The sequence below is a fragment of the Frankia sp. CcMO1 genome (assembly GCF_977945845.1).
The window spans coordinates 1-21,480 of sequence record NZ_CDWTMG010000029.1; the positions used below are offsets into that span (position 1 = coordinate 1).

A 21,480-nucleotide genomic window follows, 5' to 3' on the forward strand; every position below is an offset into this window, starting at 1 on the left:
GGCCTGCTCCGCAAACGGGTCCTCCTCGCCCGATGATCACCGGCGGGCCAGAAGAATCACAAGATCAGCGACAGATCCAGATAACCGTGGTCGAGGTCGAGGCCGGCGCCGTTCACCCCGGTCGCGAGCAGGGTCAACGAGTCGCGGGCGTGCGAGGGGCTGACGTCGCTTGCCCGGTAGCCCCCGCGGGCCTCGAGGGACTCGACCCGGACCGTCGCGTCGGCGGGGATCATGGCGGCGTCCAGCAGATCCCGCAGCCGCGGCCCGTGCCAGGTGGCGTCCGCGGCCCATCCCTCGACGCAGGTGATCGGCAGCTTCGAGCTGTACCGACGCAGCGCGTACAGCTCCTCGATGGTGTACACTATCCGGCGCGGACCGACCACCTCCAGCCGGTACCCGGGGTCACGGGCGAGGGAGGTGACCCGCGCGGCTCGCGCCGTGCGGTTCACCGGGAGCCCCTGCGGGCCGATGTCGGGCCGCCGCGGCGCGAGCAGGTCCAGCCGGGCCAGGCCCGGGACCGACTGGCCAGCGGTCGTCGCCACGATTACCCCGGCGGCGGTCCCCGTCGCGAGGCCGAGGCCGCGCCGCGTCAGACTGCCCGTCCCCGGGGCGGCGCCGGTCATGGTGGCGTCGCCGGTCATGGTGGTGGCGGCGCCGTTCAGGGGCGCGCGCTCATGGCGGCGACGGCCCACGTTCGCCTGGACGACGGTGAGCTTCGCGACGATGTGGAGGACCAGCGCGCCGATTGTGATCCAGGCGACCCAGTAATGGGTCACGGTGAAGAAGAAGTGGAACCGGTACCACTGCGCGATGTTCGCGATGCCCGTGCTGAGCTGGAAGATCGCCCCTGCGATCAACGGCACGATCGTTATCCGCTCCACCGCATGGGCGACGGAACGGATCGGGGGCCATTCCCACAACAGCGGATACACCGTCCACAGCTTCGCCAGCAGCAGTGGGACGCTCGCGAGTCCGGTGGTCACGTGCAGGCCCTGGGTCACCCGGTACAGCCAGACGGGTCGGGAAGGCCATTCCAGCCAGGACGGCGGATGCTGCATGAAATGCGACACCAGCCCGGTCAGAAAGCATGTTCCGAAGGCGATCCCGAGCCAGAGGCCGAGGAGAGCCGCCATCCGTGGATCGTGCAGCCGACTGGGGAATGCGTTTTCGCGCAGGGGGCCGCGCCGCAGGACCGGGGGTGGTTCCGGCAGCTTTTCGGTCAGCAGATGAGGCAACCGACGGGGCAACTGGCGAGGCAATTGTCGCACGAATGCACGGTAGGCCGCCGGGACCACTCGCGACCGAGTACCGGCATTACGGAACGAGGAAGGCCTGGCGCGGTGTTCCCGCGCCGGCGCTGCGCCTGCCAGTCTCGGGACCATGCCCAGAACCCGCACCGCGCCACGCCTCAGGCCCGCCTTGGCCCTGGCCGGGGCGGGTGTCGGGCTCGCGGGCCTGCTCGCGGCGCAGCGCGCCGTCCTCGCGGCGCCGGGATACCTGCCCGGTCGGGCAGGGGTGCTCTACCCCGTCATGCTCTGGTGGGCGCTCGGTGTCGCCACAGCCGCGCTGCTGGTCCACGCGGCCCCGCGCCGGTTGGCTGTCGCCATGCTGCTCGGCGGAATTGTCGCCATCCACGCCGTCGCGGCCACCACCGGCCCGCAGCTCTCCGACGACCTGTACCGCTACGCCTGGGACGGTCGGGTCCAGGCTGCCGGGATCGACCCCTACCGGTACGGCCCGCTCGCTCCGGAACTGGCCCGGCTGCGCGATCGCTGGCTGTTCCCGGATCCGGCCGGGTGCGCGGCGATCGGGCGCGGGCCGCACTGTATCCGGCTGAACTACCCGCGCGCCCACACCATCTACCCGCCGGTGGCGCAGGCGTACTTCACCGCCGTTCATGTCCTGCCGGGGCCGCCGCGCGAACACAAACTCCAGCTCTACGCCTCGCTGACGTCCCTGGCACTGGTCGGGCTGATGATGCGGATGCTGGTGGCGCGAGGCCGCGACCCGCGACCCGCGCCACGCGGCCTTCTATGCGTTCTCGCCGCTCGCCGGCCTGGAGATCGGTTCCGATGCGCACGTCGACGTCCTCGGGGCCGTGCTGGCGCTCAGCGCTCTGGCGGTCCTCACCGCCCGGTCCCATCCGCTGCGGACGGGGGTCGCCGGGGCGCTGCTCGGCGGCGCGGTGGCGGTGAAGCTGTACCCGGCGTTGCTGCTGCCCGCGGCGGCCCGGCGCCGGCCCGTCACGCTCGCCGGGGCCGCAGCGGGGGTGGTCGTGCTGTCCTACCTGCCGCACATCCTCACCGTCGGTACACAGGCGCTGGGCTTCCTCCCGCAGTACCTCGACGTCGAGGGCTACGGCGAGGGCAGCCGCTTCCTCCTGCTCGCCGGGCTGCTGCACCTGGACGGATCCGCGGCGAAGGCGGTAGCGGCCACCCTGCTGGCGGCGGTCACGGTCGCCGTGCTGCGGACCGATCCACAGCGGGTTCCCGTCGAACGGGCCGCGCTGTGGCTGGTCGGTGCCGCGTTCCTTGTCGCGACCCCGGTCCAGCCCTGGTACGGGGTGCTGCTGGCGGCGCTCGCCGTCATCGCCGGGCGGCTGGAATGGCTCGCCGTCGCCGCGGCCGCGCACCCCGTCTACGTCTCGCTGTTCACGGATCTGCCCGGCGACGCGTGGACCTTGCGGGTGTATTCTTACGCCGTCGGCGGTGGCGTCGTGCTCGCCGCGACCGGTCTGCGCCGGTGGACCGGCCGACGGCTGGCGGCCGCCGAGCGCGCTGCCGCACCCGCGGCCCCATCTGTCGTCGAACCCCGGTTATGACGACCGTCGGCGCCCGGCGCCGAGGTGCGGACGGATCTTGATCGGCGACTTGTTGGGCTCGGTCCGGACTCACGACCTCGCCAACCTCCGCGCCATCGGTGCGGACATCGCCGACGTCGAGGTGAAGAAGGCGCAGGGTGGGCTGCCGAAGTCGCTGCGCGAGACACTCTCGGGGTTTGCCAACACGCGAGGTGGCGTGATCGTCCTTGGGCTGGACGAAGCCCAGGGCTTCGTTGCGACCGGACTGCCTGATCCGGCGAGGCTGACAGCCAATCTCGGCTCGATGTGTTCCGAGGACATGGAGCCTCCGCTGCGACCGCTGATCAAGATTCATGACTTTGAAGGCGTCCAGGTTCTGGTCGCCGAGGTCCCCGAGCTAGATCCCGCTCAGAAGCCCTGCTACTCGCGCGGAGCCGGCATCACCAAGGGCAGCTATGTCAGAGTAGGCGATGATGATCGTCGGCTGTCGGCCTATGAGGTCCAGGTGATGTTGTCCTCACGTGGGCAGCCCCGTGAGGACGAGCAGGCCGTCCACGGTGTTGGTCTGGATCATCTGGATGCGGCCGGTGTCGACGTGTTGATCGCCCGGCTAAGGGTCAGCAGGCCGTATGCGTTCAAGGATCTGGACCGGTTGGCGGTGCTGCGCCGTGCCAGGGTGCTCGTGCCTGGAAACGATGGCGAAGACGTGGTCTCGCTGGCAGGGCTGCTGGCGCTCGGCAGCTATCCGCAGGAGCACTTCCCGCAACTGATGGTCACCTTCGTGCACTACCCGACCGAGACCGGCGGCCGGCCCACTGAACGGTTCCTGGACAGCGTGACGTTGGAAGGCCCGGTCCCGGTCATGGTCCGCGACACGCTGGCGGCAGTCCGCCGCAACATGTCCCGCCGGGCGGTCATCGGAGGCGTGGGCCGGCAGGACGTCTGGGAGTACCCGGAGACCGCTCTGCGCGAGGCGGTCGTCAACGCGCTGGTCCACCGTGACCTTGCCGGTGGCGCCCGCGGCACCCAGGTCCAGGTCGAGATGTACCCCGACCGTCTGGTCATTCGCAATCCCGGTGGGCTGTTCGGTCCGGTCACGGTCGACAGCCTCGGCGAAGAAGGCATCTCCTCGGCCCGCAACGCCACCCTTATCAAGATTCTCGAGGACGTCCCGATCCCCGGCGAGACCCGCACCGTCTGCGAAAACCGCGGGTCGGGCATCCGCGCCATGCTCAACTCCCTGCTCGCCGCGGGCATGAGCCCGCCGGAGCGAATGGGCGACGTGACCGTGGCCGCCAAGGCCGCGAAGCGCAGCATGGCTGGATGACGACTACCGGCCGCCCCAGGTCTCCAGCCAGCGCAACGCCACCCAGTCGCCGTCGATACGCGCCGAGGCGACCAGCCCGCAGAACAGCCGGGCCGGATGCGGCGGGCACTCCGGTTCGCTCGGCCGCAACCCAGCCGCGTCATACTGGCCATCCCGCGGCCGGAGGCCGGTCCCCGGCCAGCGCCAACGTAGCGATTCGACCGGCCAATATTGCGTAAGGCTATTGCACTTCTCCGCATCCTATGGGGACGTAATGAAGTAACAAATATGTGATCGAGAGCATCATCGCAGGTCACAGGCCTGTGGAGGGTTCGAAACGCGCAAGTTATTTCATTTCGACTCCTCAGTTTGCCGGAAAATCTCTCGCGTTCGTCTTCAAAATTGCATCTCGGTGCAACCTCGACTGCAGCTACTGCTATGTTTATAATAAAGGTGACAATACCTGGCAGGACCGCCCGGTCGTCATGCGCGACGACGTCGTCGAGGCGGCGCTTGGTCGCATCGAGGCGTGGTGCGAGGCGACCGGCCAGCGGCGAGTGCGGATAACGTTCCACGGCGGCGAACCCCTGCTCGCCGGCCGAGCACTTGTGGACCGCTGGTGCCGGCGCATCCGAGAGCGGCTGGCTGGCACGGCCCGGGTCGACTTCAACCTGCAGACCAACGCCACCCTGATCGACGACTGGGTGGAGCTCTTCGTCGAGCACCGCATCGAAATCGGCGTGTCGATCGACGGCCCCGCGGAGATTCATGACGCCGCCCGAGTGGACCGGCGCGGCGCCGGGTCGCATGAGCGCGTGGTGAGCGGAATCGACTGTCTGAGAAGACACGGCGTAGGGATGGGTGCGCTCGCAGTCGTCCAGTTCGGAGCCGACAGTGTTTCGATCCACCGGCACATCACTTCGCTGGGTTTCCGCACCATGAACTACCTCCTCCCCGACTTCACCCATGACACTGTGGCCGAGGTGCGCCGGGCCCACGGCCCGACACCGTGTGCAGACTACCTACTACCGGTCTTCGACGAGTGGTGGGTCAACGACCCGGTGTCGACCAGAATCCCACTTTTCGTGGCCGTTTCGCGACTTGTGCTCGGTGGTCGCTCCAACATCGACATGGTCGGGAACGAACCGTTCGGATTCGTGTTCATCGAACCCGACGGCGCCGTCGAGGATCTCGACGCCCTCAGGGTCTGTCGGCACGGCATGGCTGGGACGGGCCTCAACGTGTTCGCCAACGACGTGTCCGACGTGGGCGCGCTCTCATCGCTGCACCGTGCGGCGATGTTCGACGGACTACCGGTGCCGACGGGTTGCCAGACCTGCCCGGAGGCGACCACGTGTTCCGGCGGCTACCTGCCTCATCGCTGGTCATCGAACGCGGCGTTCGACAACCCGAGCGTGTGGTGCGCTGACCTGCTCGCGCTGTTTGCTCACGTCCGTAAGCGCCTCGACGTCGACATCGAGGAGACCGCCCTGCGCCGCCAGGCTCTCGCCGAGATGACCCGAGTGGTCGTATGAGCCTGGACGACGTCGGCGAGGCCTTGACCTGGCTCGACGGGACCACGCTCATCGACACGCTCGACAGCGCCGTCGTCGACAGAACAGCGGAGGCCTTGCGGCGTCGGTCCGGCGCTGGTGCCGTCACCGCGATCACGCAGCTCGACGAGCATCGGCAGCGGCGCGTGCTGCGCGCGCCGGAAGTCACCCGGCGCTTGCTGTTCGCCACGACTGGACCCGACGACGTCGAAGCTTTTCTCGCCGCGGCGATCGGGGTCGAGATGACGCTCGCCGGCAAGGGACCGCCCCCGACGAAACCTTCCTGGTCGGCACTGGGAGATGTCTGCGTGCGCCCGGACGGCACCACCGACGGGTGGCCGCAGCTGCCCGGCGACCGCACCATGGCGCTGGACTTCGGCAGCCCGAGAGGTCGCGGCATTGACCTGAGCGGACGATTCGAGCGTACGAACGCCTCCCGGCCGTCGTTCACCGTCGACCAGGTGAACACGATCCATCGACGCCTCGTCGAGACCATGTCCTCGCTTGCTGGGCTGTCGAGCGCCGTCGAGCCCTTCGTGCAGCGTGCCACCTGCGTCCTGGTGCTGCAGATCGATCCTGACGGCGCTGACCACGTCGCCTCGGGCACGAACGGCAACTACATCGGCCGGTCGTTCGTGACCAACCCGCACCACCCTGAGGCCTCGCTGGACTGTCTCGCCGAGGGCGTCGTCCATGAAGCCATCCACGGCCTGCTATACCGAGAGCGCCTGCAACGCCCGTGGGTGGGCGGCGACGCCGCTGTCGAGGTGCCGTGCGTCCGGTCGCCCTGGACCGGGCGCCTACTTCCCGTTCGACCGTTCCTGGAGGCAGTCCACGTGTGGTTCGGTCTCGCGCACCTGTGGGCGCTCGGGAGCAGAACGGCGGGTTTCGAGCCCCGCGCCGTCCGGGCCCGCCTCGTTCGCAGTGTCCGGGGTTTCGCCCAGGGCTCGGTAGCGGACCTGGTCCGGCCGTGGTGGCCGGACATCAGGCGCGAGGTCGTCGAACGGATCGACGGGCTTCAGGCACACGTCGTCGATGCGCTGCCGGACGTCTCGTGAAGAGCATCAGCGTCGTCGCGATGCCATGGGCGTCTCCGGAGACGCCGAGTATCCAGATTGGCATCCTGACCGCCGTCGCCGAACGCGCCGGGCTGCCCGTCAACGCCTACAGCCTCCAGCTCGAAGCGGCGGGCTACTTCGCCGGCAACGGCATCGCCCCGACGCTGTACGACGCCGTCGTGCGGTGCTGGTGGAGAGTCGGCTAGGTGAGTGGATCTTCAAGGATCCCGGGCGGCCGGTACAGGAGTGGAGCGACTACGTCGACTACCTGCGGCGGGAACAGGTGCCGGACGCGGTCGTCGATGCTGCATTGGGCATGAGGGAACTTACTGACGCGTTCCTGTCTGCGTCGGCCGACGAGATCCTCGCAACCGAGCCGGCGGTGGTCGGTTTCACTACGACGTTCTCGCAGACGGTGCCTTCGTTGGCACTTGCCCGCCGGTTGAAGTCGAAAGATCGCGACCTCGTCGTCGTGTTCGGCGGCGCCAACTGCGACGCCGAGCTGGGGACCGCGTTGCACCGGCTCTACGACGAGGTCGACTACGTCGTCCAAGGCGACGCCGAGCGTACCTTCGGGCCGCTGTGCACCGAACTGTTGGCCGGACGCCAGCCTGGGAGCGGTCCCGGCCTGCTCGCCCGTGGGAGCGGTGACGAGGGCTCACGCGTTCACCGCTTCGCCATGTCGGAAGCACTGACCCCGGTGTACGACGAGTACTTCGAGCGGCTTGCCCGGTCGCCGCTACGCGAGTCGTTGTCGTCCCGGACGCGTCTGGTCGTCGAGACCTCCCGAGGGTGCTGGTGGGGGGAGCGTCACCACTGCACGTTCTGCGGGCTGAACGGGTCGAGCATGACCTTCCGGGCCAAAGCCCCGGACCAGGTCGTGGACGAAATCGAGTTTCTCGCCCGCCGCCACCGCAGGGTGGAGTTCGACGTCGTCGACAACATCCTGGATCCCAAGTTCTTCGACAGCGTGTTGCCTGAGCTCGCCAAACGGCGCAAGGCCGGCCACGACTACCGCTTCTTTTACGAGATCAAGTCGAACCTCGTGCCCGACCAGGTCCGACAGCTTCGCGACGCGGGAGTCCACCGGATACAGCCCGGCATCGAGACGTTGAGCACACCCCTGCTGCGTAGTATCGACAAGGGTGTCGCCGTGTGGCAAAATATACGCCTCCTGCTCTTTGCGGCGCGCTACGAGCTGCTTCCGACCTGGAATATCATTTACGGGCTGCCGGGCGAGACCGACGAAGACTACGTGGCGATGGCAGACCTGGTGAAGTCACTTGTCCACCTCAAGCCGCCCGGGCTGGTCCGGCTTCAGGTCCAGCGGTTCAGCCCTTACTTCGACAAACCCGCGTCCCACGGCTTGCGGCTGCTCGGTCCCGCCGCCTACTACCGCCGCCTACTACCGCCACCTGCACTCCGTGCCGGCGGACGAGCTCGCCGGCCTGGCGTATGCGTTCGAGTACGAGCACGTGGACGGGCACGACCCCGAACAAGCGGTCGCCCCGTTGCGTGACGCGGTCGACGCCTGGGACCGCTGCTGGACGCCCGGGCGCCACCGGTCGCTTCGATACGAGAGAGGGCCGGGGTTCCTGCGTATCCGCGACCGTCGCCCCTTGCTCCCGAGCCGCGACATCTTCCTCGACGACGTCGAGGCGGAGCTCTACCTCGCCTGCCTCGACGGCGCCACCCCGTCGAGCGCGGCGGGTCGCCTGCTTCGTGACCGCGACCTTGACCTCGATCCCGACGAAGTGCGAGCCTTTTTGACCGAGATGACCGATGCTCGCCTCGTGTTCCGGGATGGCGACCGGTTCTTGGCACTGGCCTTGCCACTGACACCCGACGCCGACCCGCCGGCCCGCTCCGCCGCGGCGCGCACGAGACCTCGCCTGCGCCTGGCGACCTCGGACCGAGATGGCAACTGACGTCGTGCATCTGGTGGCCGGAGGATCGCGATGACAGCAAAGACCTTCACCCTCGGGACCCACCGCGCGGTGGCGCCGGAAGAAACCGTCCGGCGGCTGCGCGGCCAGCTCGACATCTTCGGGATCACGAGAGTAGCGGACGTCACTGGACTGGACCGGATCGGCATACCGGTGGTGACTGCCTGCCGCCCGGCCGCTTACTCGCTGGCCGTCTCGATGGGCAAGGGCGTCACGCTTGCCGCCGCCAAAGCCTCGGCAATCATGGAATCCGTCGAGCTGTGGCACGCCGAACGGGCGAGTGTGCCGACCGTGTGGGGACCCGCCTGCGACCTTGCGCCGCGCCACCAGATAGCCGATTGGTCTGGCCTGGCTCGGGCAACCGGAGCGAATTTTGCGACCACGACACCGACGACGTGGGTGGCGGCCGCCTCGCTCGTCGACGGCACTGCGGCGCTTGTCCCGTTCGAGGTAGTGCACACCGACGGTCGAGTTCAGGAACCGCCAGGTAGCGGCTGGTTCAGCTGTACCTCGAACGGTCTGTCGTCGGGCAACAACGGCTTCGAAGCCAAGCTCCACGCACTCTGCGAGCTGATCGAACGCGATGCGATCACCATGTGGCGGCTTACCGGCGACGTCACCACGACCACCATCGATCTTGGCAGCGTCACCGACCCGGTCGGCAGGTCACTGCTTGAGCGCTTCGACGAGGCTGGGATCGCTGTGATGCTCCACGACGCGACGAGCGATGTCGGCGTCGCCACTGTGGAGTGCACAGTCTTCGAGCCAGACGCCGACGACCAGGTTCTCACGGTCTACGCCACGAGTGGCATGGGATGCCATCCCAGTCGAGACATCGCGCTGTGCCGTGCCGTCACCGAAGCGGCGCAGAGCCGTCTCACGCTCATCAGCGGTGCACGCGATGACATGTTCCGCGCCCGCTACCGCCCGAGCTCCGCTGCCGCCGAGCAGGCGCGACTGCTGCGAGAGCGATGGCGGGCGTCGTTGCGCGGCGGCCGCGACGTCAGCGACCTCCCCGACCTCTCGACGAGCACGCTCGAGCGCGACCTGGAAGCCGTGGTGAGTGCGCTCGTCACCCGAGGCTTCGACCCTTGGTGGGTTGACCTCAGCCGGCCGGACACCGGCGTTGCGGTCGGCCGCGCGGTTGTTCCAGGTCTCGAGCCGCCCAGTGACGTGTCGGGGTACAGGCCGGGTGCTCGCGCTCGCGCCGCTGTCGAGGGCGTCGTCGGTTGACCGGGCCAGTGACTGGGCCATTGCCAGTCGTCTTCCTCGGCCCGACACTCGGCATCGACGACGCTCGCGCCGTTCTGGACGCCGAGTTCCTGCCGCCTGTTCAGCTCGGGGACGTGTGGCGGATCAGCCAGGAGAGACCGCCCACGATCGGGATCATCGACGGCTACTTCCACCAAGTGCCGGCAGCGTGGCACAAGGAGATCCTGTACGCTCTAGGGCTCGGGATCCGGGTCTACGGGTCGTCGAGCATGGGGGCGCTACGCGGCGCCGAGCTGGCGCCCTTCGGCATGGTCGCCGTCGGTGACATCGCTGCGGGATATTGCTCCGGTGAGCTGACCTCGGACGACGAGGTGGCCCTTGTGCATGCAACGAGCAAGCACGGCTTTCGGCCGCTTTCGGAGCCCCTGGTGAACGTGCGAGCGACCGTAGCTGCCGCGACGGCGCAGGGCGTGGTCTCTCGCATGACCGGAGAGCTCGTCGTTCAGACCGCACGTTCGTTGTTTTATGCTGACCGCCGGTGGGAGCACCTGCTGAACCTGGTGCCGTGCCCCCCCGAACAGCTCGAGGCGTTGCGCGCGTGGCTGCCGCAAGGCCGAGTCGATCAGAAGCGGGCCGACGCAGTGGCCATGCTCGAACGGATGCGCGACGACCTCATGCCGTCGAGTAGCGAAACGACCTCGCCCGCTGCGACTGAATTTACCCCCACCGTGCTCTGGAACGAAGTCGTGCGGCAGGAGACGCCCATCGCCAGCATCCTTGACGAGTTCCTCTTGGCCGTTCCGTTGGCACACACTGTGGCTGAGGGTATTGCGCGCGCGTCGTCCGGCGAATGGGTCGACTGGGTAGCGCTCCTTTCGGCTGAACCCGACTGGCCCGAGTGCTGCCGCCGAGCAAGGCGGAAACGGCAGGTGTGGACTCAGTCCACCGACGATGATCAGAGCAACGCCGACAAGCTCCTTGCCTGGTTCTTCGGCGAGCGTCTGGGGTGGCCAGACGACCTCGGCGCCTTTCTCCGCGAGCGTGCTTGGACGGACGTCAACCGCGTCACCGAGGTCGCCGCCCGCGAAGCCGCTTTCCTCGCCGCCCGGTAGTCACGCCCGAAAATCGCCTCTGCCACTTTGTGCAACCAGAAACCTTACAGATCCGTGCAAGATCCGACTTCCTCCACCGAGCCGTTCGTACTCGGCGGCGATCCGGGTGAAGTGTTGCTGTGTCAAGGCGGCTCAGGAAAGCGCGTTACCCTTCGCCGAGGCAGGGACCATCCATCCGAGGCTTTCGGCCCGGCGGCGGGCGCGTTCGGGTTCGTCGGCCACCAGTGGGCCCGCCGGGCCGTCGACGTAGAAACTCCGCGGACGGTCGAGGAGGGAGAAGCCGAGACGGTGCAGGCACTTTGCCGCACCGGCCGCGGCCGAACCCGCGGGACGGGGGTGACGGACCTTCGTGTCAAACGTGGCCGCTCCGGTGAGCGGTATCCCCTCGGGCGACCCACTCGGTTGCCTGGGTAGTGCCTCGAGCCACTCCCGGATCCCGATTCCCGGCGACACGACGTTGCCCTCGGTCCGCCTGGTGGCGTCGTGCCGGGGTCTCGGGCCGACTCATCTCGAACGCATGGGTGGGCCCGCCGACGATGAGGAGCCTGACATCGTCGTTCAGGGCCGGGTCCGCGGTGCCGACCTCCACGAGTCCGACGTCCAACCACGTCGACAGGCCGATCGCGACGGCGTCCGCGATCACCCTGGTGTTGCCGAACATCGATTCATACACGACGAGGGCGCGCATCTCGTCCCACTCCTCACCCGGAACCTCGTACCGGAGCCTCGTGTGGTCCCGGCCGAGGGCGACGCCCGAATACCCGTGCTGTCCCGGCCGCCGTCGGTCTGTCGGCTGCCGCCGCGAGCTCCGGTCCTCCCGGTTCTTTCGGTTCTTCCGGTTCTTCCGGCCGTAGGGGTCTCCTCGGCCGTCGCGGGCGTCGACCCTCGATCCAGGTTCCAGACCAGTGTCATCCGTGGACGGCCACGCAGAGCAGGGTCGGACGGTCTGGTCAAACCGGACATTCGGCACGGTCGGCGGCTTCCCCATGGGCCGCCGCCGGAGGTCGGTCCGCGCCGCTGGGAGGCCCGGGCGGGAGGTAGGGCGGGCGTGCGATGAAACGAGCGAACGGGGTGCGAACGCGGTGTGAACGCGGTGTGGAGGTACTGGTCTCCGTAGCGACACCGGCCGGTGTGGTGACGAAGGTAGCGATGGTAGACAATCTCCTCACCATACGTCGTCTAGTGGGTCGCGCAGGAGAATGGATGATCATGGAGGAGTTGCCCGAGTGGGCCGCGGGGATCGATGTCAATCGCCCGAGCGCTGCGCGGATGTACGACTACGCGCTCGGCGGATCGCACAATTTCGCGGTGGACCGGGAGGCGACGCGCGCCGCCCTCGAGATCCTCCCGGATGCCCTGCTGATCGCCAGATCGAACCGGTTGTTCCTGCACCGGGCGGTGCGCTTCCTCGCTGCCGAGGCCGGGATCACACAGTTCCTGGATCTCGGCTCCGGGGTGCCGACGGTCGGTAACGTACATGAGATCGCCGAAGGGGTGAATCCGGAGGCCCGGGTCGTCTATGTCGACATCGACCCGGTCGCCGTCATCCACTCCCGGATGCTGCTCGCCGACAATCCGCGGGCCACGGTGCTGCAGGCGGATGTTCGGCAGCCCGCGTCGATCCTCGGCTCCAGCGCGGTGGCCGAGCTGCTCGATCTTTCTCAACCGATCGCCGTGCTCATGGTGACGGTTCTGCATTTCGTCCCCGACAGCGATGACCCGGCTGGCATCATCGATTCCTTCCGGGAGGCGATGGCGCCGGGCAGTTACCTGGCCATCTCGCATGTGATCGCGGACGAGCGGGCCGTAGAGATCAACCAGGCCAGCAAGGTCTACGACGAGACCCCCACCGGGGTGACCCCGCGTTCCCGTGCGGAGATCGCCGGTCTGCTCCGCGGATACGACCTCGTTGACCCGGGCCTGGTCTACCTGCCGGCCTGGCGCCCGGACGCGGCGGGCATGGGCGCCGATCCCCTCGCGGGCAACCCGGTGCGTTCCACGGTACTTGCCGCGGTCGGGCGCCGGTAGCTCGCCGTTCTTTGGCTGTTCTTGGCTGTTCTTGGCCTTTTATGGTTTTTCCTGGCTATCTCTTACTTTTCTTAACTTGTATTAGTTTTTCTTCGGCTTCCGGCGCTTTTCCGGCCAGCGGCCGAGGTTTTGTCACAGGGCGGGTCAGGCCCAAGGTTCGTCATGGTCCGGTAAGAAATGCGTGCGATGAGGAGTGCGTGCGGTGAGGTCCCTGCCCCAGACGGCCCGCCAGCAGGGCGTCGCGCGCTTCGCCCAGGCTTGGGCCCGAGAGATCCTCGGCGCCAGCTACCCGGCGATCGGCCTGATCGACGTCGAGCAGCGGTTACGGGCGTTGAGCGACCGGCTCGTCGACGCCCTGCTCGCCGAACCGTTCACGGCCGACCCTGCGGCCGCGGTCGGGGCTGCCGTCGTCGAGTACACCTTCGGCGCCGCGGACGCGTTGGCCGGAACCATCGAGATCTGTGGCACCAGACTGCTCACCGACCTACGACTCGGGACGGCCGACGGGTACGGCGCCCGGCTGGCGGCGTTGCAGGGCGGCCTGGCCCAGGGATACGCCCATGCGCTGCGGGAGCGGATCCTCGCCGGGCAGGACTCGATCCATCGCGCGGCCCTGCACGCGAGCGATGCCCGCTTCCGGCTGATCTTCACCGGCTCCGCGATCGGAATCCTGATCAATGACGGAGACGGACGGATCATCGACGCCAACGACGCTTTTCTGCGGATGCTCGGAGTCGACCCGGGTCAGGTGCGGGGCAGGTCAATCGACGAGTTCGCGCATCCCGAGGACGCGGGGGAGTTCCGGGAGGCCTATGCCGCCCAGCGGACCGCCGGACCGGAGCACATCCGGATGGAGCGGCGGTTCACCGGGATCGGCGGGTCGGTGGTGTGGGCCGAGCTGACCACGTCGTGTCTGCGCGACGACGACGGGCGGTGTCGTGCGCAGCTCTCCATGATCGTGGATGTGACCGACCGGCATCTGTTGCAGAGCCAGCTGCGCCGCCAGGCGCGGCACGACCCACTCACCGGCCTGCCGAACCGGACGGTACTCATCGAACGGGTCCACGAACTGATGGCCACGGGACCGGAACGTCGCATCGGGCTGTGCTTCATCGATCTCGACGGATTCAAGATGGTGAACGACAGCCTCGGCCACGACGTCGGCGACCGGTTGCTCGTCGCCGTCACGGACCGGCTGCGTCGGGTGCTGTCCCCGGAGCAGCTCCTGGTCAGGATGGGTGGTGACGAGTTTGTGATCCTCGTCGCCGACACAGCCGGCACGGCGGACGCCGTCGCCGTCGCCGAGACCGTGCTGGCGGCGCTGGCGAGCCCGCTGCGGGTGGGTGACCACGCGCTGTCCATCAGAGCGAGCATCGGCATCGTCGAACGGCCCGTCGCCGACGGGGACTACGCCGATCTGCTGCGGGCCGCCGACATCATGCTCTACCGGGCGAAGGCGGAGGGGAAGGGCCGCTGGGCCCTGTTCGACGCGGAGCGAGGCGTCCGGCAGGTGACCCGGCACACTCTGTCGACCATGCTGCCCCGCGCCCTCGAACAGGACCAGTTCGTCGTCGAGTACCAGCCGATCATCGCTCTCGGCGACGGTGCGGGTGCCAGGATGGCCGCCGGGGCGATGGTCGGGGTGGAGGCGCTGGTCCGCTGGCGGCATCCCGGCCTCGGTCTGCTGCCCCCGGATCTGTTTATCGGGATGGCGGAGGAGACCGGGCAGATCGTGCCCCTCGGCCGGCGAGTGCTGGAGCTTGCCTGCCGGCAGGCGCGGCAGTGGCAGGAGTGTCATCCGCACGCCCCGTTCGTCAGCGTCAACCTGGCCGCCCGGCAGACCCGCGAGGCCGGCCTGGTGGAACAGGTCCGACGCATTCTCGACGAGACCGGGCTTTCCCCGGACCTGCTCCAGTTGGAACTTACCGAGAGCGCCTTCATGGGCACGGCCGACGAGCCGCTGCGGGTCCTGCGCGGGCTCGCCGAGATGGGCGTGCGGATCGCTATCGACGACTTCGGCACCGGTTATTCCAACCTCGCCTACCTGCGTCGGCTGCCGGTGCACACGCTCAAGCTCGCCGGACCGTTCATCGAGGGCTTCCGCTCGGCGCGGGACGCCGACCCGGGGAATGAGGAGATCGTGCAGACGCTGGTCACGTTGGCTCACACCCTGCGCCTGACGGTGACCGCCGAGGGCGTCGAGACCCTGATGCAGGCCGAGCGGTTGCGCGCGGCCGCCTGCGACAGTGCGCAGGGCTTTCTCTTCGCGCCGCCGCTGACGGCCGAGGAGATTACCCAGAGGATCCTCACCCGGTCCGCTGGCTCGGACCGATCATCTTCGAGCCCCACGCGGGCAGTGCGGGCGGCATGGGCGCGCTGATCCCGTAGGACGCGCTGACCTCTCCACCTCCAGTGGATCTTCGGCGTGGGTGGCCTTGGCTCCTCCGGGCGGGGGCTCCTCCGGGGTGGTGCGGCGGTCGGTGATCTGCGGTCGACACCCGTCGTACGCTGGGAGTTTGGAGCCGGTAGTCCCGGGAATGGGCCGCGTGTCGATGTCTTCGATGCCTCGGTCCTCCTTGTCCCGGAGGCGGGGGTGGACGGGGGCCGCGCACCGGCCATGAGCCCAGACGAGGACAGGACCGCCCGTCGCCGGGTGGGCCGCGGGGGACTGGCGGCGGTGCTGCCCGGCGTGCTGGACGAGTTCGGGACGCTGCTGGGGCATAGTCCGGAGCGGGTCTCCGGTGTGCGGCGGACCGACGACGGCTGGTCGGTGCTGGCCGACGTCGTCGAGTTGGAGCGCATCCCGTCCACCACGAGCGTGCTCGCCACCTACCGGCTGGACGTCGACAGGGAGGGGAACCTCGTCGGTTACGAGCGGCTGCGGAGGTTCGTCCGTGGCGCCACCGACTGACCGCCACCGACTGACGAGGTTGCCGCGTGAGGTCGCCCATCGCGACAGCAGGAACCGGGCAGGGCCATGACCGTCGACCGCAGCCTCTTCGCCGGGCCGCCTCGTGCCCGGCCCTGGGGTGGTTCGCGTCCGGACTCGCTGGCCGACGTGTTGGAAAGGGTCCTCGACAAGGGGGTTGTGATCGTCGGAGACGTGGTCGTCAGCGTCCTGGACGTCGAGCTGCTCACCCTGAAGCTGCGGCTGTTCATCGCCTCGGCGGACACGGCGCGGGAGATGGGCCTGGACTGGTGGACCGCGGACCCCTTCTTCAACTCCCGGGCGCGATCTTTGGAGGAGGAGAACAGGAGGTTGCGGTCGCGGCTGGCCGAGGTCGAGCCCGCCGACGGGCGGTGGCCCGGGCGGACCGAAGACCACCCTGAGCGGATCGCCGACCGTCCCGCGCAGATCGCGAATCGTGCCGGGGAGGGTGTGGACGAGCCGACGGACCGGGATCCGGCGGACGCGGTCGAGCGGCTCTTCGACGGGGCCGGCCGGCCTGGCTGGCGCAGGGGGGATCGGCCTTGACGGGGTATCGGCCGCCGAGGAACGGGACACGAGGGAGTAGCGGCCATGAGCACGACGGCCGGGGCTGAGGATCTCACGGCCCTCGCCCGGCGACTCGCGCCTGAGATCGTCGAGGAGGCCGTCCGAGAGGCCCGCGAACTCGCCCGACATCAGATCGTCGAGTGCCTCGCCCGTGAGATCACCCGGGTGGTGATGGAGGGCATCCGGCCGGCCGTGACCCCGCCCCGGGACCTTCCTCCCGTTCCGGTCTCGCAGTCGGGGTCGGTCTCGCGGTCGGAGTCGGTCTCGCGGTCGGAGTCCGTTCCGGAGTCGGTTCCGGAGTCGACCGTCGAAACTGTGGGCGCGGTCGGGCCCGGCGTCCGGCCGTCCTCGCGCGCGTCCCGGACCGACCGCGGTCTTTACGCATACGGCATCATCCCCGCGGCGAGCGACACCGCCGGAATCGAGGGGCTGGGCGCCGGCACCGAGGTGGACGCGATCGCCTGCGGGCCGTTGTCACTCGCCGTCTCGGAGGTCGAGTTGAGCCTGCTGCGTGACCTCGAGGAGGACGTCTCCGACACCGGTCGCCTCGCCGTGCTGGCCCGCCGGCACGATCAGGTGCTGTGGGAGCTGCTGGAACGCGGCGGTGTGCTGCCGCTGCGGTTCGGCACGGTGCTCGCCGACCCGGAGCAGGCCCGGGCCATCCTCGACGACCAGGTACGGGACCTGCTCCGGATGCTGGACGCCGTCCGGGACGCCCGTGAGTGGGGATTCCGGGTGGATTCGCCTGTCCACCACCCGGCGGAGACCGTGCCCACGGTGGGTGTGGGTGGGCGGGCCGGCTCGGCAACCGGCTCGGGAACGGCCTATCTTGCCGAGCGGCGCCGGGAGCTGCAGGCGGAGCGGGACCGGCGTGACGAGATCGCGGCGATGGTCGATCGGGCGGATCGGGAGCTGGCCGCGCACACGCGGGATGACGCCCGTCGGCACACCGGTCGGCCGGGGCGGATGTTCGACTGCGCGTACCTCGTGCCGCGTTCGGAGGAGGAGGCTTTCCTCACCACGGCGACCGTGCTGACGCGGGAGCTGGACGCGGCGGGGTGCCCCGCCGAGGTGACGGGTCCCTGGCCACCCTACTCGTTTGTCCATATCACGCTGGGTGGTGACCAGCGCCTGGGTGGCACCTTCGACGGTCACGAGGACTCGCCCGGCGGTGGAGCGCCGGTGGTTGACCGGGTGCGCACCACTGACCGGGTGCGCACCGCCGATCGGGTCCAGGGTCCTGCCGGAGGACGGAATGGTGCTATCGGAGGACGGCATGGTGGCGGCGATGACTGAACTCGGCGAGGTGCCGGTTCCCCGGGGGGCCGTGCCGGGACGGGGCGCTGTGCGGGGGCAGGGTGCTTCGGTGGGCCGGGGGGCCGGCACCGCCCAACCGATCGCCGATCTCCTCGACCGGCTGGTGGACCGCGGCGTGGTGATCAGTGGGGATGTCGTGGTCGCGCTGGCCGGCGTCGACCTGCTCCGGCTCGATCTGCGCGCCCTGCTGATCGGTGTGCAGACAGCCGTGGAGGGCGGCCGGGAGACGAGATGGTGAGTACTACCAGGAACCCCCGGCGGACGCTGCGATTGGACGCGGATCCCCAGGACGTCGGTCGCGGTCTCGCGCATCTCGTCGTCGTCGTCCTCGAGTTGCTGCGGGAGCTCCTGGAACGGTAGGCGATCCGCCGGATGGACGGTGGCGACCTCACCGCCGAGCAGATCGACGAGCTGGGGTGCGCGCTGATCGAGATCCGTGCCAGCCTGGAGAAGGTGCGCATGTCGCTGGGCGTGAGCCCCGAGGAGACCGAGCAGGCACTACGGCGGGCCCGTCACCTCGTCGATCCCGGGCCGGGGATCGACCCGACCGCCCCCGACGCGTCGAGGGCCCGCTCCGCCTCCTCCGCGTACGAAGAACGATGGAAGAAGGCGAGGACAGCGCCATGAGCGTCTCCAGTCAGTCCATGAACCGGGCTCCGAAGCCCAGCAGCCTGGCCGATGTCCTCGACGTCGTGCTCGACAAGGGCATCGTCATCGACGCCTACGTGCGGGTCGCGCTGGTCGGAATCGAGATCCTCACGGTCGACGCCCGGGTCGTCATCGCGAGCGTGGACACTTACCTCCGGTTCGCCGAGGCGGTGAACCGGCTGGACATCGCGCCCAAGGAGCAGGTCTCGGGCCTGCCCGGACTCATGCATGAGGTCACCGACGGCACCGCGAGGCAGAAGTCGAAGGGGGCGCTCGAGGGATTGAAGGACACCGCCGAGGAGGTGGTGGGCTCGCTGCGTGGCGGATCGTCCGAGGAGCACGCCCGGCGGGATCTGCCGGCCGGGCGCAGTGCGCCGGGCGACCGCCGCAGCGGCTGAGAGGGATGATCGCCATGTCCGTCATCATCTATGGCATCACGCGGTCCGGGCATCCGGCGCCGACGCCACCGCCGCCCGGCATCGGACACCCCCCGGGGCAGGTGCACCTGGTGCGGTTCGGGCCGTTGGCGGCGGCGGTCAGCGTCACCGCGGATGTCGGGATTCTGGGCGAGTCCGAGGCTGTGCGTCATCTGGACATCCTGCAGCGACTTCTCGCCGGAGGCCCCGTGCTGCCGCTGCGGTTCGGGACCGTCGCCCCCGACGAGGCGGCCGTGTGCCGTGAGGTCCTCGCCCCGCTCGCCGACGAGATGCCCGATCGGCTCGATGCGCTCGAAGGGCTGGTGGAGCTGTATCTCGACGTGGAGGAGGACGAGCGGTCCGCCCTCACCGAGGTACTGCCGGGCAGCCCGTTCGTCGGGGTCACGCCGCCCGCGGATCTCGACGCGCGGATCAGGCTGGGTCAGCAGGTGGCCGACCTGGTCATCGCCCGCCGGCAGCGTCAGGCCGATGCGATCCTCGACCTGCTGCGTCCGCTGGCGCTATCCGACCGGCCACGGCGCCCGCACGGCGGCGCGGAGGACCCGGTGCTCAGCTGGGCGTTTCTGCTGCGCGACGCCGCCGTGGACGCGTTCGACGCCGCCGTCGCCGATCTCCGTCGCACCTGTCCGTACTTCACGATCGAATACGTCGGCCCACTTCCCGCCATCGACTTCGCCGAGGGCCCCACGGGTCCGCCCGGAGCCGGTGACACGGCGGACGCCGACGCCTTCGGGGGGACCGGCAGATGGGGTTGGAGCTCGGACTCCGACATCTGGGAAGAGAATGATCAACTATGAGCAGTGCGAAGATCGCTGCGGCGCTCGTCGGCGGCTATGTCCTCGGCCGGACCAAGAAAGCCAAGATGGCGATCGGAGTCGGGCTCTGGCTGACCGGGCGCAACTATCACGCCAAGGACATCGTCCGTGATCAGACAGTGAAACTGCTGCATTCCGCGGAGGCGGAGGAGCTGCTCGCCCAGGTCCGCGGACCTGTGCTGGAGGCCGGTCGGCGCGCGGCACTGTCGGTGTACGAGGCCCGGGCGGGTCGGCTCACCGAGAACCTCCACCAGCGTACGGGTCGGCTCACCGAGGGCCTGGCCGAGGCGGGTGACGTCGCCAAGGCGGCGACGGGAGCGGTCACCGAGGGGGTGACCGGGGCCGTCAAAGGGGTGACCGGGGCCGTGCCGGAGGCCGCCGCACCCGGCCGGGGCGAAGGAGAGGGCGAGAAGCTGGCGCCCGCCGCGGCGGAATCCGAGGAGGGCACCTCGGGCGGGCAGACCGAGCAGCGTGGGCAGGCGGAGCAGACCGAGCAGGGCGAGCGGTCGGAGCAACGGGCGGCCGGTGAGGGAGCGGCGCCCGAGGCTGTGGCGCAGTCCGGTGCGCAGCGCCGTTCTTCGCCCGGACGTTCGGCGGGGCCGCGCCGCGCCGCGCGTGGCCGGCAGAACGTCACCTCCGAGCGGTGACATCCGAGGGACGGTCCGATCGACGAGGAGCGGAGATGACGCAGACGACAGAGCGGCCGACGACGAAGCCACCGGCGCAGGGTTTTCTCGGTGCCCTGCGTGACAGCCCGGCGACCAAGAGCCTGCTCGGCGAGACGAAGAACTTGGCGAAGGCGGGTGGGGCGCACCTGGTCGGCAGGACGGCGCAGCGGCTCACCTCGAGCACGGAGAAACTCCACGGGCTGGCCGAGAGGAACGGCAAGGAGGGGTAAGCTCTCCCCGCTCGCCGAGGGCGTCCAGCGGCTGGTCAAGGGGGAACCGCCGACGAAGACGGCCTTCAGGACCGTGGCCTCGGCGATGCGCGAGAAGGCGAAGGGGGCGCTGGAGATCGGCCGCGGGAAGCGCGGCGGCAAGAGCGGGCCACTCAAAGCCACGAACATCGAGGAGACGGTGGACGTCGGTGTCCCGGTGTCCGTCGCCTACGACCAGTGGACGCAGTTCCCGGATTTCGCCCGTTTCATGAAGGGCGTGGAGGCGGTGGAAGCGAAGAGCGAGACCGAGCAGAACTGGCGGGTCAAGGTCTTCAAGTCCCGACGCAGCTGGAAGGCGACCGTCCAAGAGCAGATCCCGGACCGGCGGATCGCTTGGACGTCCGAGGGCGGAAAGGGCTCCACCAGGGGCGCCGTCACTTTTCATCCGCTCGCTGACGACCTCACCCGGATCCTGCTGGCCATAGAATACTATCCCAGCGGGTTCGTCGAGAGGACGGGGAATATCTGGCGTGCCGGCGGCCGGCGGGCCCGCCTCGATCTCAAGCATTTCCGCCGGTTCATCATGATGCAGGGCAAGGCAACCGGGTCGTGGCGAGGCGAGATGCGCGACGGCAAAGTGGTGGCACAGCCCGAGGAGTCGGGGGCCGGCCACGAGGGAGAGGGCGGCGACCGTTCCCAGCGGGCCGAGCAGGCCCAAGCCGAACGCGCCGAGCAGGCCGAGGCCGAGCGGGCCGAGGAAAAAGGGAGTGCCGAGCAGGAAAGGGGCGCCGAGCAGGCCGAGCAGGCCGAAACCGCGCGGCGGTGAGTATGGCGAGGGTGCGCGGGTTCCCGCGATTGTCCGGGCGCGGGTGACC

The 21,480-nt window shown here is 69.1% G+C and carries 24 protein-coding genes and 1 pseudogene; 21 read left to right on the forward strand and 4 right to left on the reverse strand.

Annotation, left to right across the window (positions count from 1 at the left end):
• Positions 1-56 precede the first annotated feature (56 nt).
• The gene (locus AC08OU_RS06270) at positions 57-1,133 is read right to left on the reverse strand and encodes a molybdopterin-dependent oxidoreductase (protein WP_476604492.1); all 1,077 of its coding nucleotides are present in this window, start codon (positions 1,131-1,133) and stop codon (positions 57-59) included.
• Positions 1,134-1,314: 181 nt separating this feature from the next.
• Positions 1,315-1,824: a hypothetical protein gene (locus tag AC08OU_RS06275; RefSeq protein WP_476601580.1), complete on the reverse strand. Its 510-nt coding sequence runs from the start codon at positions 1,822-1,824 to the stop codon at positions 1,315-1,317.
• Positions 1,825-2,098: 274 nt separating this feature from the next.
• Between AC08OU_RS06275 and AC08OU_RS06280 the strand changes: the two genes are divergently transcribed.
• Together AC08OU_RS06280 and AC08OU_RS06285 are read left to right on the forward strand one after the other, a co-directional pair.
• Positions 2,099-2,821 carry a glycosyltransferase 87 family protein gene (locus tag AC08OU_RS06280; protein ID WP_476601579.1) on the forward strand — a complete coding sequence of 241 codons (723 nt, stop codon included), beginning with the start codon at positions 2,099-2,101 and terminating at the stop codon, positions 2,819-2,821.
• A gap of 37 nt (positions 2,822-2,858) precedes the next feature.
• Positions 2,859-4,127 (forward strand): ATP-binding protein, encoded by a 1,269-nt coding sequence (locus AC08OU_RS06285; protein WP_476604493.1) that lies wholly within the window; start codon positions 2,859-2,861, stop codon positions 4,125-4,127.
• Between the two features lie 3 nt (positions 4,128-4,130).
• Here the strand turns inward: AC08OU_RS06285 and AC08OU_RS06290 are convergent, their stop codons facing one another.
• Complete coding sequence (locus tag AC08OU_RS06290; RefSeq protein ID WP_462186878.1) at positions 4,131-4,256, reverse strand: hypothetical protein; 126 nt, start codon at positions 4,254-4,256, stop codon at positions 4,131-4,133.
• 173 nt (positions 4,257-4,429) lie between these two features.
• On the opposite strand from AC08OU_RS06290, the gene AC08OU_RS06295 reads away from it, so the two are divergent.
• From AC08OU_RS06295 to AC08OU_RS06325, 7 genes are all read left to right on the forward strand, one after another.
• Complete coding sequence (locus AC08OU_RS06295) at positions 4,430-5,641, forward strand: radical SAM protein (RefSeq protein ID WP_476601577.1); 1,212 nt, start codon at positions 4,430-4,432, stop codon at positions 5,639-5,641.
• Positions 5,638-6,717: a hypothetical protein gene (locus AC08OU_RS06300; protein WP_476601576.1), complete on the forward strand. Its 1,080-nt coding sequence runs from the start codon at positions 5,638-5,640 to the stop codon at positions 6,715-6,717. The genes AC08OU_RS06295 and AC08OU_RS06300 overlap by 4 nt, the downstream gene beginning before the upstream one ends.
• The gene (locus tag AC08OU_RS06305; RefSeq protein WP_476601575.1) at positions 6,714-6,923 is read left to right on the forward strand and encodes a hypothetical protein; all 210 of its coding nucleotides are present in this window, start codon (positions 6,714-6,716) and stop codon (positions 6,921-6,923) included. Before AC08OU_RS06300 ends, AC08OU_RS06305 begins: the two co-directional genes overlap by 4 nt.
• A complete protein-coding gene (locus AC08OU_RS06310; RefSeq protein ID WP_476601574.1) occupies positions 6,908-8,236 on the forward strand; it encodes a RiPP maturation radical SAM C-methyltransferase in 1,329 nt (442 codons plus the stop codon). Before AC08OU_RS06305 ends, AC08OU_RS06310 begins: the two co-directional genes overlap by 16 nt.
• A 100-nt stretch (positions 8,237-8,336) precedes the next feature.
• The gene (locus AC08OU_RS06315) at positions 8,337-8,645 is read left to right on the forward strand and encodes a hypothetical protein (protein WP_476601573.1); all 309 of its coding nucleotides are present in this window, start codon (positions 8,337-8,339) and stop codon (positions 8,643-8,645) included.
• 30 nt (positions 8,646-8,675) lie between these two features.
• A complete protein-coding gene (locus AC08OU_RS06320) occupies positions 8,676-9,896 on the forward strand; it encodes a YcaO-like family protein (protein WP_476604494.1) in 1,221 nt (406 codons plus the stop codon).
• A gap of 113 nt (positions 9,897-10,009) precedes the next feature.
• Entirely contained in the window at positions 10,010-10,987 is a 978-nt protein-coding gene (locus AC08OU_RS06325) for a TfuA-like protein (protein WP_476604495.1), read from the forward strand.
• Positions 10,988-11,339: 352 nt separating this feature from the next.
• Here the strand turns inward: AC08OU_RS06325 and AC08OU_RS06330 are convergent, their stop codons facing one another.
• Positions 11,340-11,675 carry a flavodoxin family protein gene (locus AC08OU_RS06330; RefSeq protein ID WP_476604496.1) on the reverse strand — a complete coding sequence of 112 codons (336 nt, stop codon included), beginning with the start codon at positions 11,673-11,675 and terminating at the stop codon, positions 11,340-11,342.
• Between the two features lie 521 nt (positions 11,676-12,196).
• On the opposite strand from AC08OU_RS06330, the gene AC08OU_RS06335 reads away from it, so the two are divergent.
• The 12 genes and pseudogenes from AC08OU_RS06335 to AC08OU_RS06390 all read left to right on the forward strand — a co-directional run bounded on the left by AC08OU_RS06335 (position 12,197) and on the right by AC08OU_RS06390 (position 21,431).
• Positions 12,197-13,015, forward strand: a complete 819-nt coding sequence (locus AC08OU_RS06335) for an SAM-dependent methyltransferase (RefSeq protein WP_476599021.1) — start codon at positions 12,197-12,199, stop codon at positions 13,013-13,015.
• A 202-nt stretch (positions 13,016-13,217) separates the two neighbouring features.
• The gene (locus AC08OU_RS06340) at positions 13,218-15,395 is read left to right on the forward strand and encodes a putative bifunctional diguanylate cyclase/phosphodiesterase (protein WP_476599023.1); all 2,178 of its coding nucleotides are present in this window, start codon (positions 13,218-13,220) and stop codon (positions 15,393-15,395) included.
• Positions 15,396-15,632: 237 nt separating this feature from the next.
• The gene (locus AC08OU_RS06345; RefSeq protein WP_462186865.1) at positions 15,633-15,926 is read left to right on the forward strand and encodes a gas vesicle protein GvpO; all 294 of its coding nucleotides are present in this window, start codon (positions 15,633-15,635) and stop codon (positions 15,924-15,926) included.
• A 66-nt stretch (positions 15,927-15,992) separates the two neighbouring features.
• On the forward strand, positions 15,993-16,490 hold the full coding sequence (locus AC08OU_RS06350) for a gas vesicle protein (RefSeq protein ID WP_476599025.1): 498 nt from the start codon (positions 15,993-15,995) through the stop codon (positions 16,488-16,490).
• 45 nt (positions 16,491-16,535) lie between these two features.
• Positions 16,536-17,807, forward strand: a complete 1,272-nt coding sequence (locus tag AC08OU_RS06355; RefSeq protein WP_476599027.1) for a GvpL/GvpF family gas vesicle protein — start codon at positions 16,536-16,538, stop codon at positions 17,805-17,807.
• Positions 17,800-18,066: a gas vesicle protein gene (locus tag AC08OU_RS06360; protein WP_476604497.1), complete on the forward strand. Its 267-nt coding sequence runs from the start codon at positions 17,800-17,802 to the stop codon at positions 18,064-18,066. Before AC08OU_RS06355 ends, AC08OU_RS06360 begins: the two co-directional genes overlap by 8 nt.
• Positions 18,063-18,455 (forward strand): annotated as a pseudogene (gene gvpK / locus AC08OU_RS06365) (gas vesicle protein GvpK). Before AC08OU_RS06360 ends, gvpK begins: the two are co-directional and overlap by 4 nt.
• Positions 18,452-18,874: a gas vesicle structural protein GvpA gene (locus tag AC08OU_RS06370; RefSeq protein WP_476599031.1), complete on the forward strand. Its 423-nt coding sequence runs from the start codon at positions 18,452-18,454 to the stop codon at positions 18,872-18,874. The pseudogene gvpK and the gene AC08OU_RS06370 overlap by 4 nt, the downstream one beginning before the upstream one ends.
• Positions 18,875-18,888: 14 nt before the next feature.
• A complete protein-coding gene (locus tag AC08OU_RS06375) occupies positions 18,889-19,710 on the forward strand; it encodes a GvpL/GvpF family gas vesicle protein (RefSeq protein WP_476599032.1) in 822 nt (273 codons plus the stop codon).
• Positions 19,707-20,375: a hypothetical protein gene (locus AC08OU_RS06380; RefSeq protein WP_476599034.1), complete on the forward strand. Its 669-nt coding sequence runs from the start codon at positions 19,707-19,709 to the stop codon at positions 20,373-20,375. The genes AC08OU_RS06375 and AC08OU_RS06380 overlap by 4 nt, the downstream gene beginning before the upstream one ends.
• A gap of 35 nt (positions 20,376-20,410) precedes the next feature.
• On the forward strand, positions 20,411-20,626 hold the full coding sequence (locus tag AC08OU_RS06385; protein ID WP_476599036.1) for a hypothetical protein: 216 nt from the start codon (positions 20,411-20,413) through the stop codon (positions 20,624-20,626).
• Between the two features lie 85 nt (positions 20,627-20,711).
• Complete coding sequence (locus tag AC08OU_RS06390; RefSeq protein ID WP_476599038.1) at positions 20,712-21,431, forward strand: SRPBCC family protein; 720 nt, start codon at positions 20,712-20,714, stop codon at positions 21,429-21,431.
• The last annotated feature ends 49 nt before the right edge of the window (positions 21,432-21,480 follow it).

Coding starts and splice junctions, on each gene's coding strand:
- AC08OU_RS06270 (WP_476604492.1), bottom strand. CDS start 1,133: ATGGCGGCTCTCCTCGGCCTCTGGCTCGGGATCGCCTTCGGAACATGC.
- AC08OU_RS06300 (WP_476601576.1), top strand. CDS start 5,638: ATGAGCCTGGACGACGTCGGCGAGGCCTTGACCTGGCTCGACGGGACC.
- AC08OU_RS06320 (WP_476604494.1), top strand. CDS start 8,676: ATGACAGCAAAGACCTTCACCCTCGGGACCCACCGCGCGGTGGCGCCG.
- AC08OU_RS06330 (WP_476604496.1), bottom strand. CDS start 11,675: ATGCGCGCCCTCGTCGTGTATGAATCGATGTTCGGCAACACCAGGGTG.
- AC08OU_RS06335 (WP_476599021.1), top strand. CDS start 12,197: ATGGAGGAGTTGCCCGAGTGGGCCGCGGGGATCGATGTCAATCGCCCG.
- AC08OU_RS06345 (WP_462186865.1), top strand. CDS start 15,633: ATGAGCCCAGACGAGGACAGGACCGCCCGTCGCCGGGTGGGCCGCGGG.
- AC08OU_RS06350 (WP_476599025.1), top strand. CDS start 15,993: ATGACCGTCGACCGCAGCCTCTTCGCCGGGCCGCCTCGTGCCCGGCCC.
- AC08OU_RS06355 (WP_476599027.1), top strand. CDS start 16,536: ATGAGCACGACGGCCGGGGCTGAGGATCTCACGGCCCTCGCCCGGCGA.
- AC08OU_RS06360 (WP_476604497.1), top strand. CDS start 17,800: ATGACTGAACTCGGCGAGGTGCCGGTTCCCCGGGGGGCCGTGCCGGGA.
- AC08OU_RS06370 (WP_476599031.1), top strand. CDS start 18,452: ATGAGCGTCTCCAGTCAGTCCATGAACCGGGCTCCGAAGCCCAGCAGC.
- AC08OU_RS06375 (WP_476599032.1), top strand. CDS start 18,889: ATGTCCGTCATCATCTATGGCATCACGCGGTCCGGGCATCCGGCGCCG.
- AC08OU_RS06380 (WP_476599034.1), top strand. CDS start 19,707: ATGAGCAGTGCGAAGATCGCTGCGGCGCTCGTCGGCGGCTATGTCCTC.
- AC08OU_RS06385 (WP_476599036.1), top strand. CDS start 20,411: ATGACGCAGACGACAGAGCGGCCGACGACGAAGCCACCGGCGCAGGGT.
- AC08OU_RS06390 (WP_476599038.1), top strand. CDS start 20,712: ATGCGCGAGAAGGCGAAGGGGGCGCTGGAGATCGGCCGCGGGAAGCGC.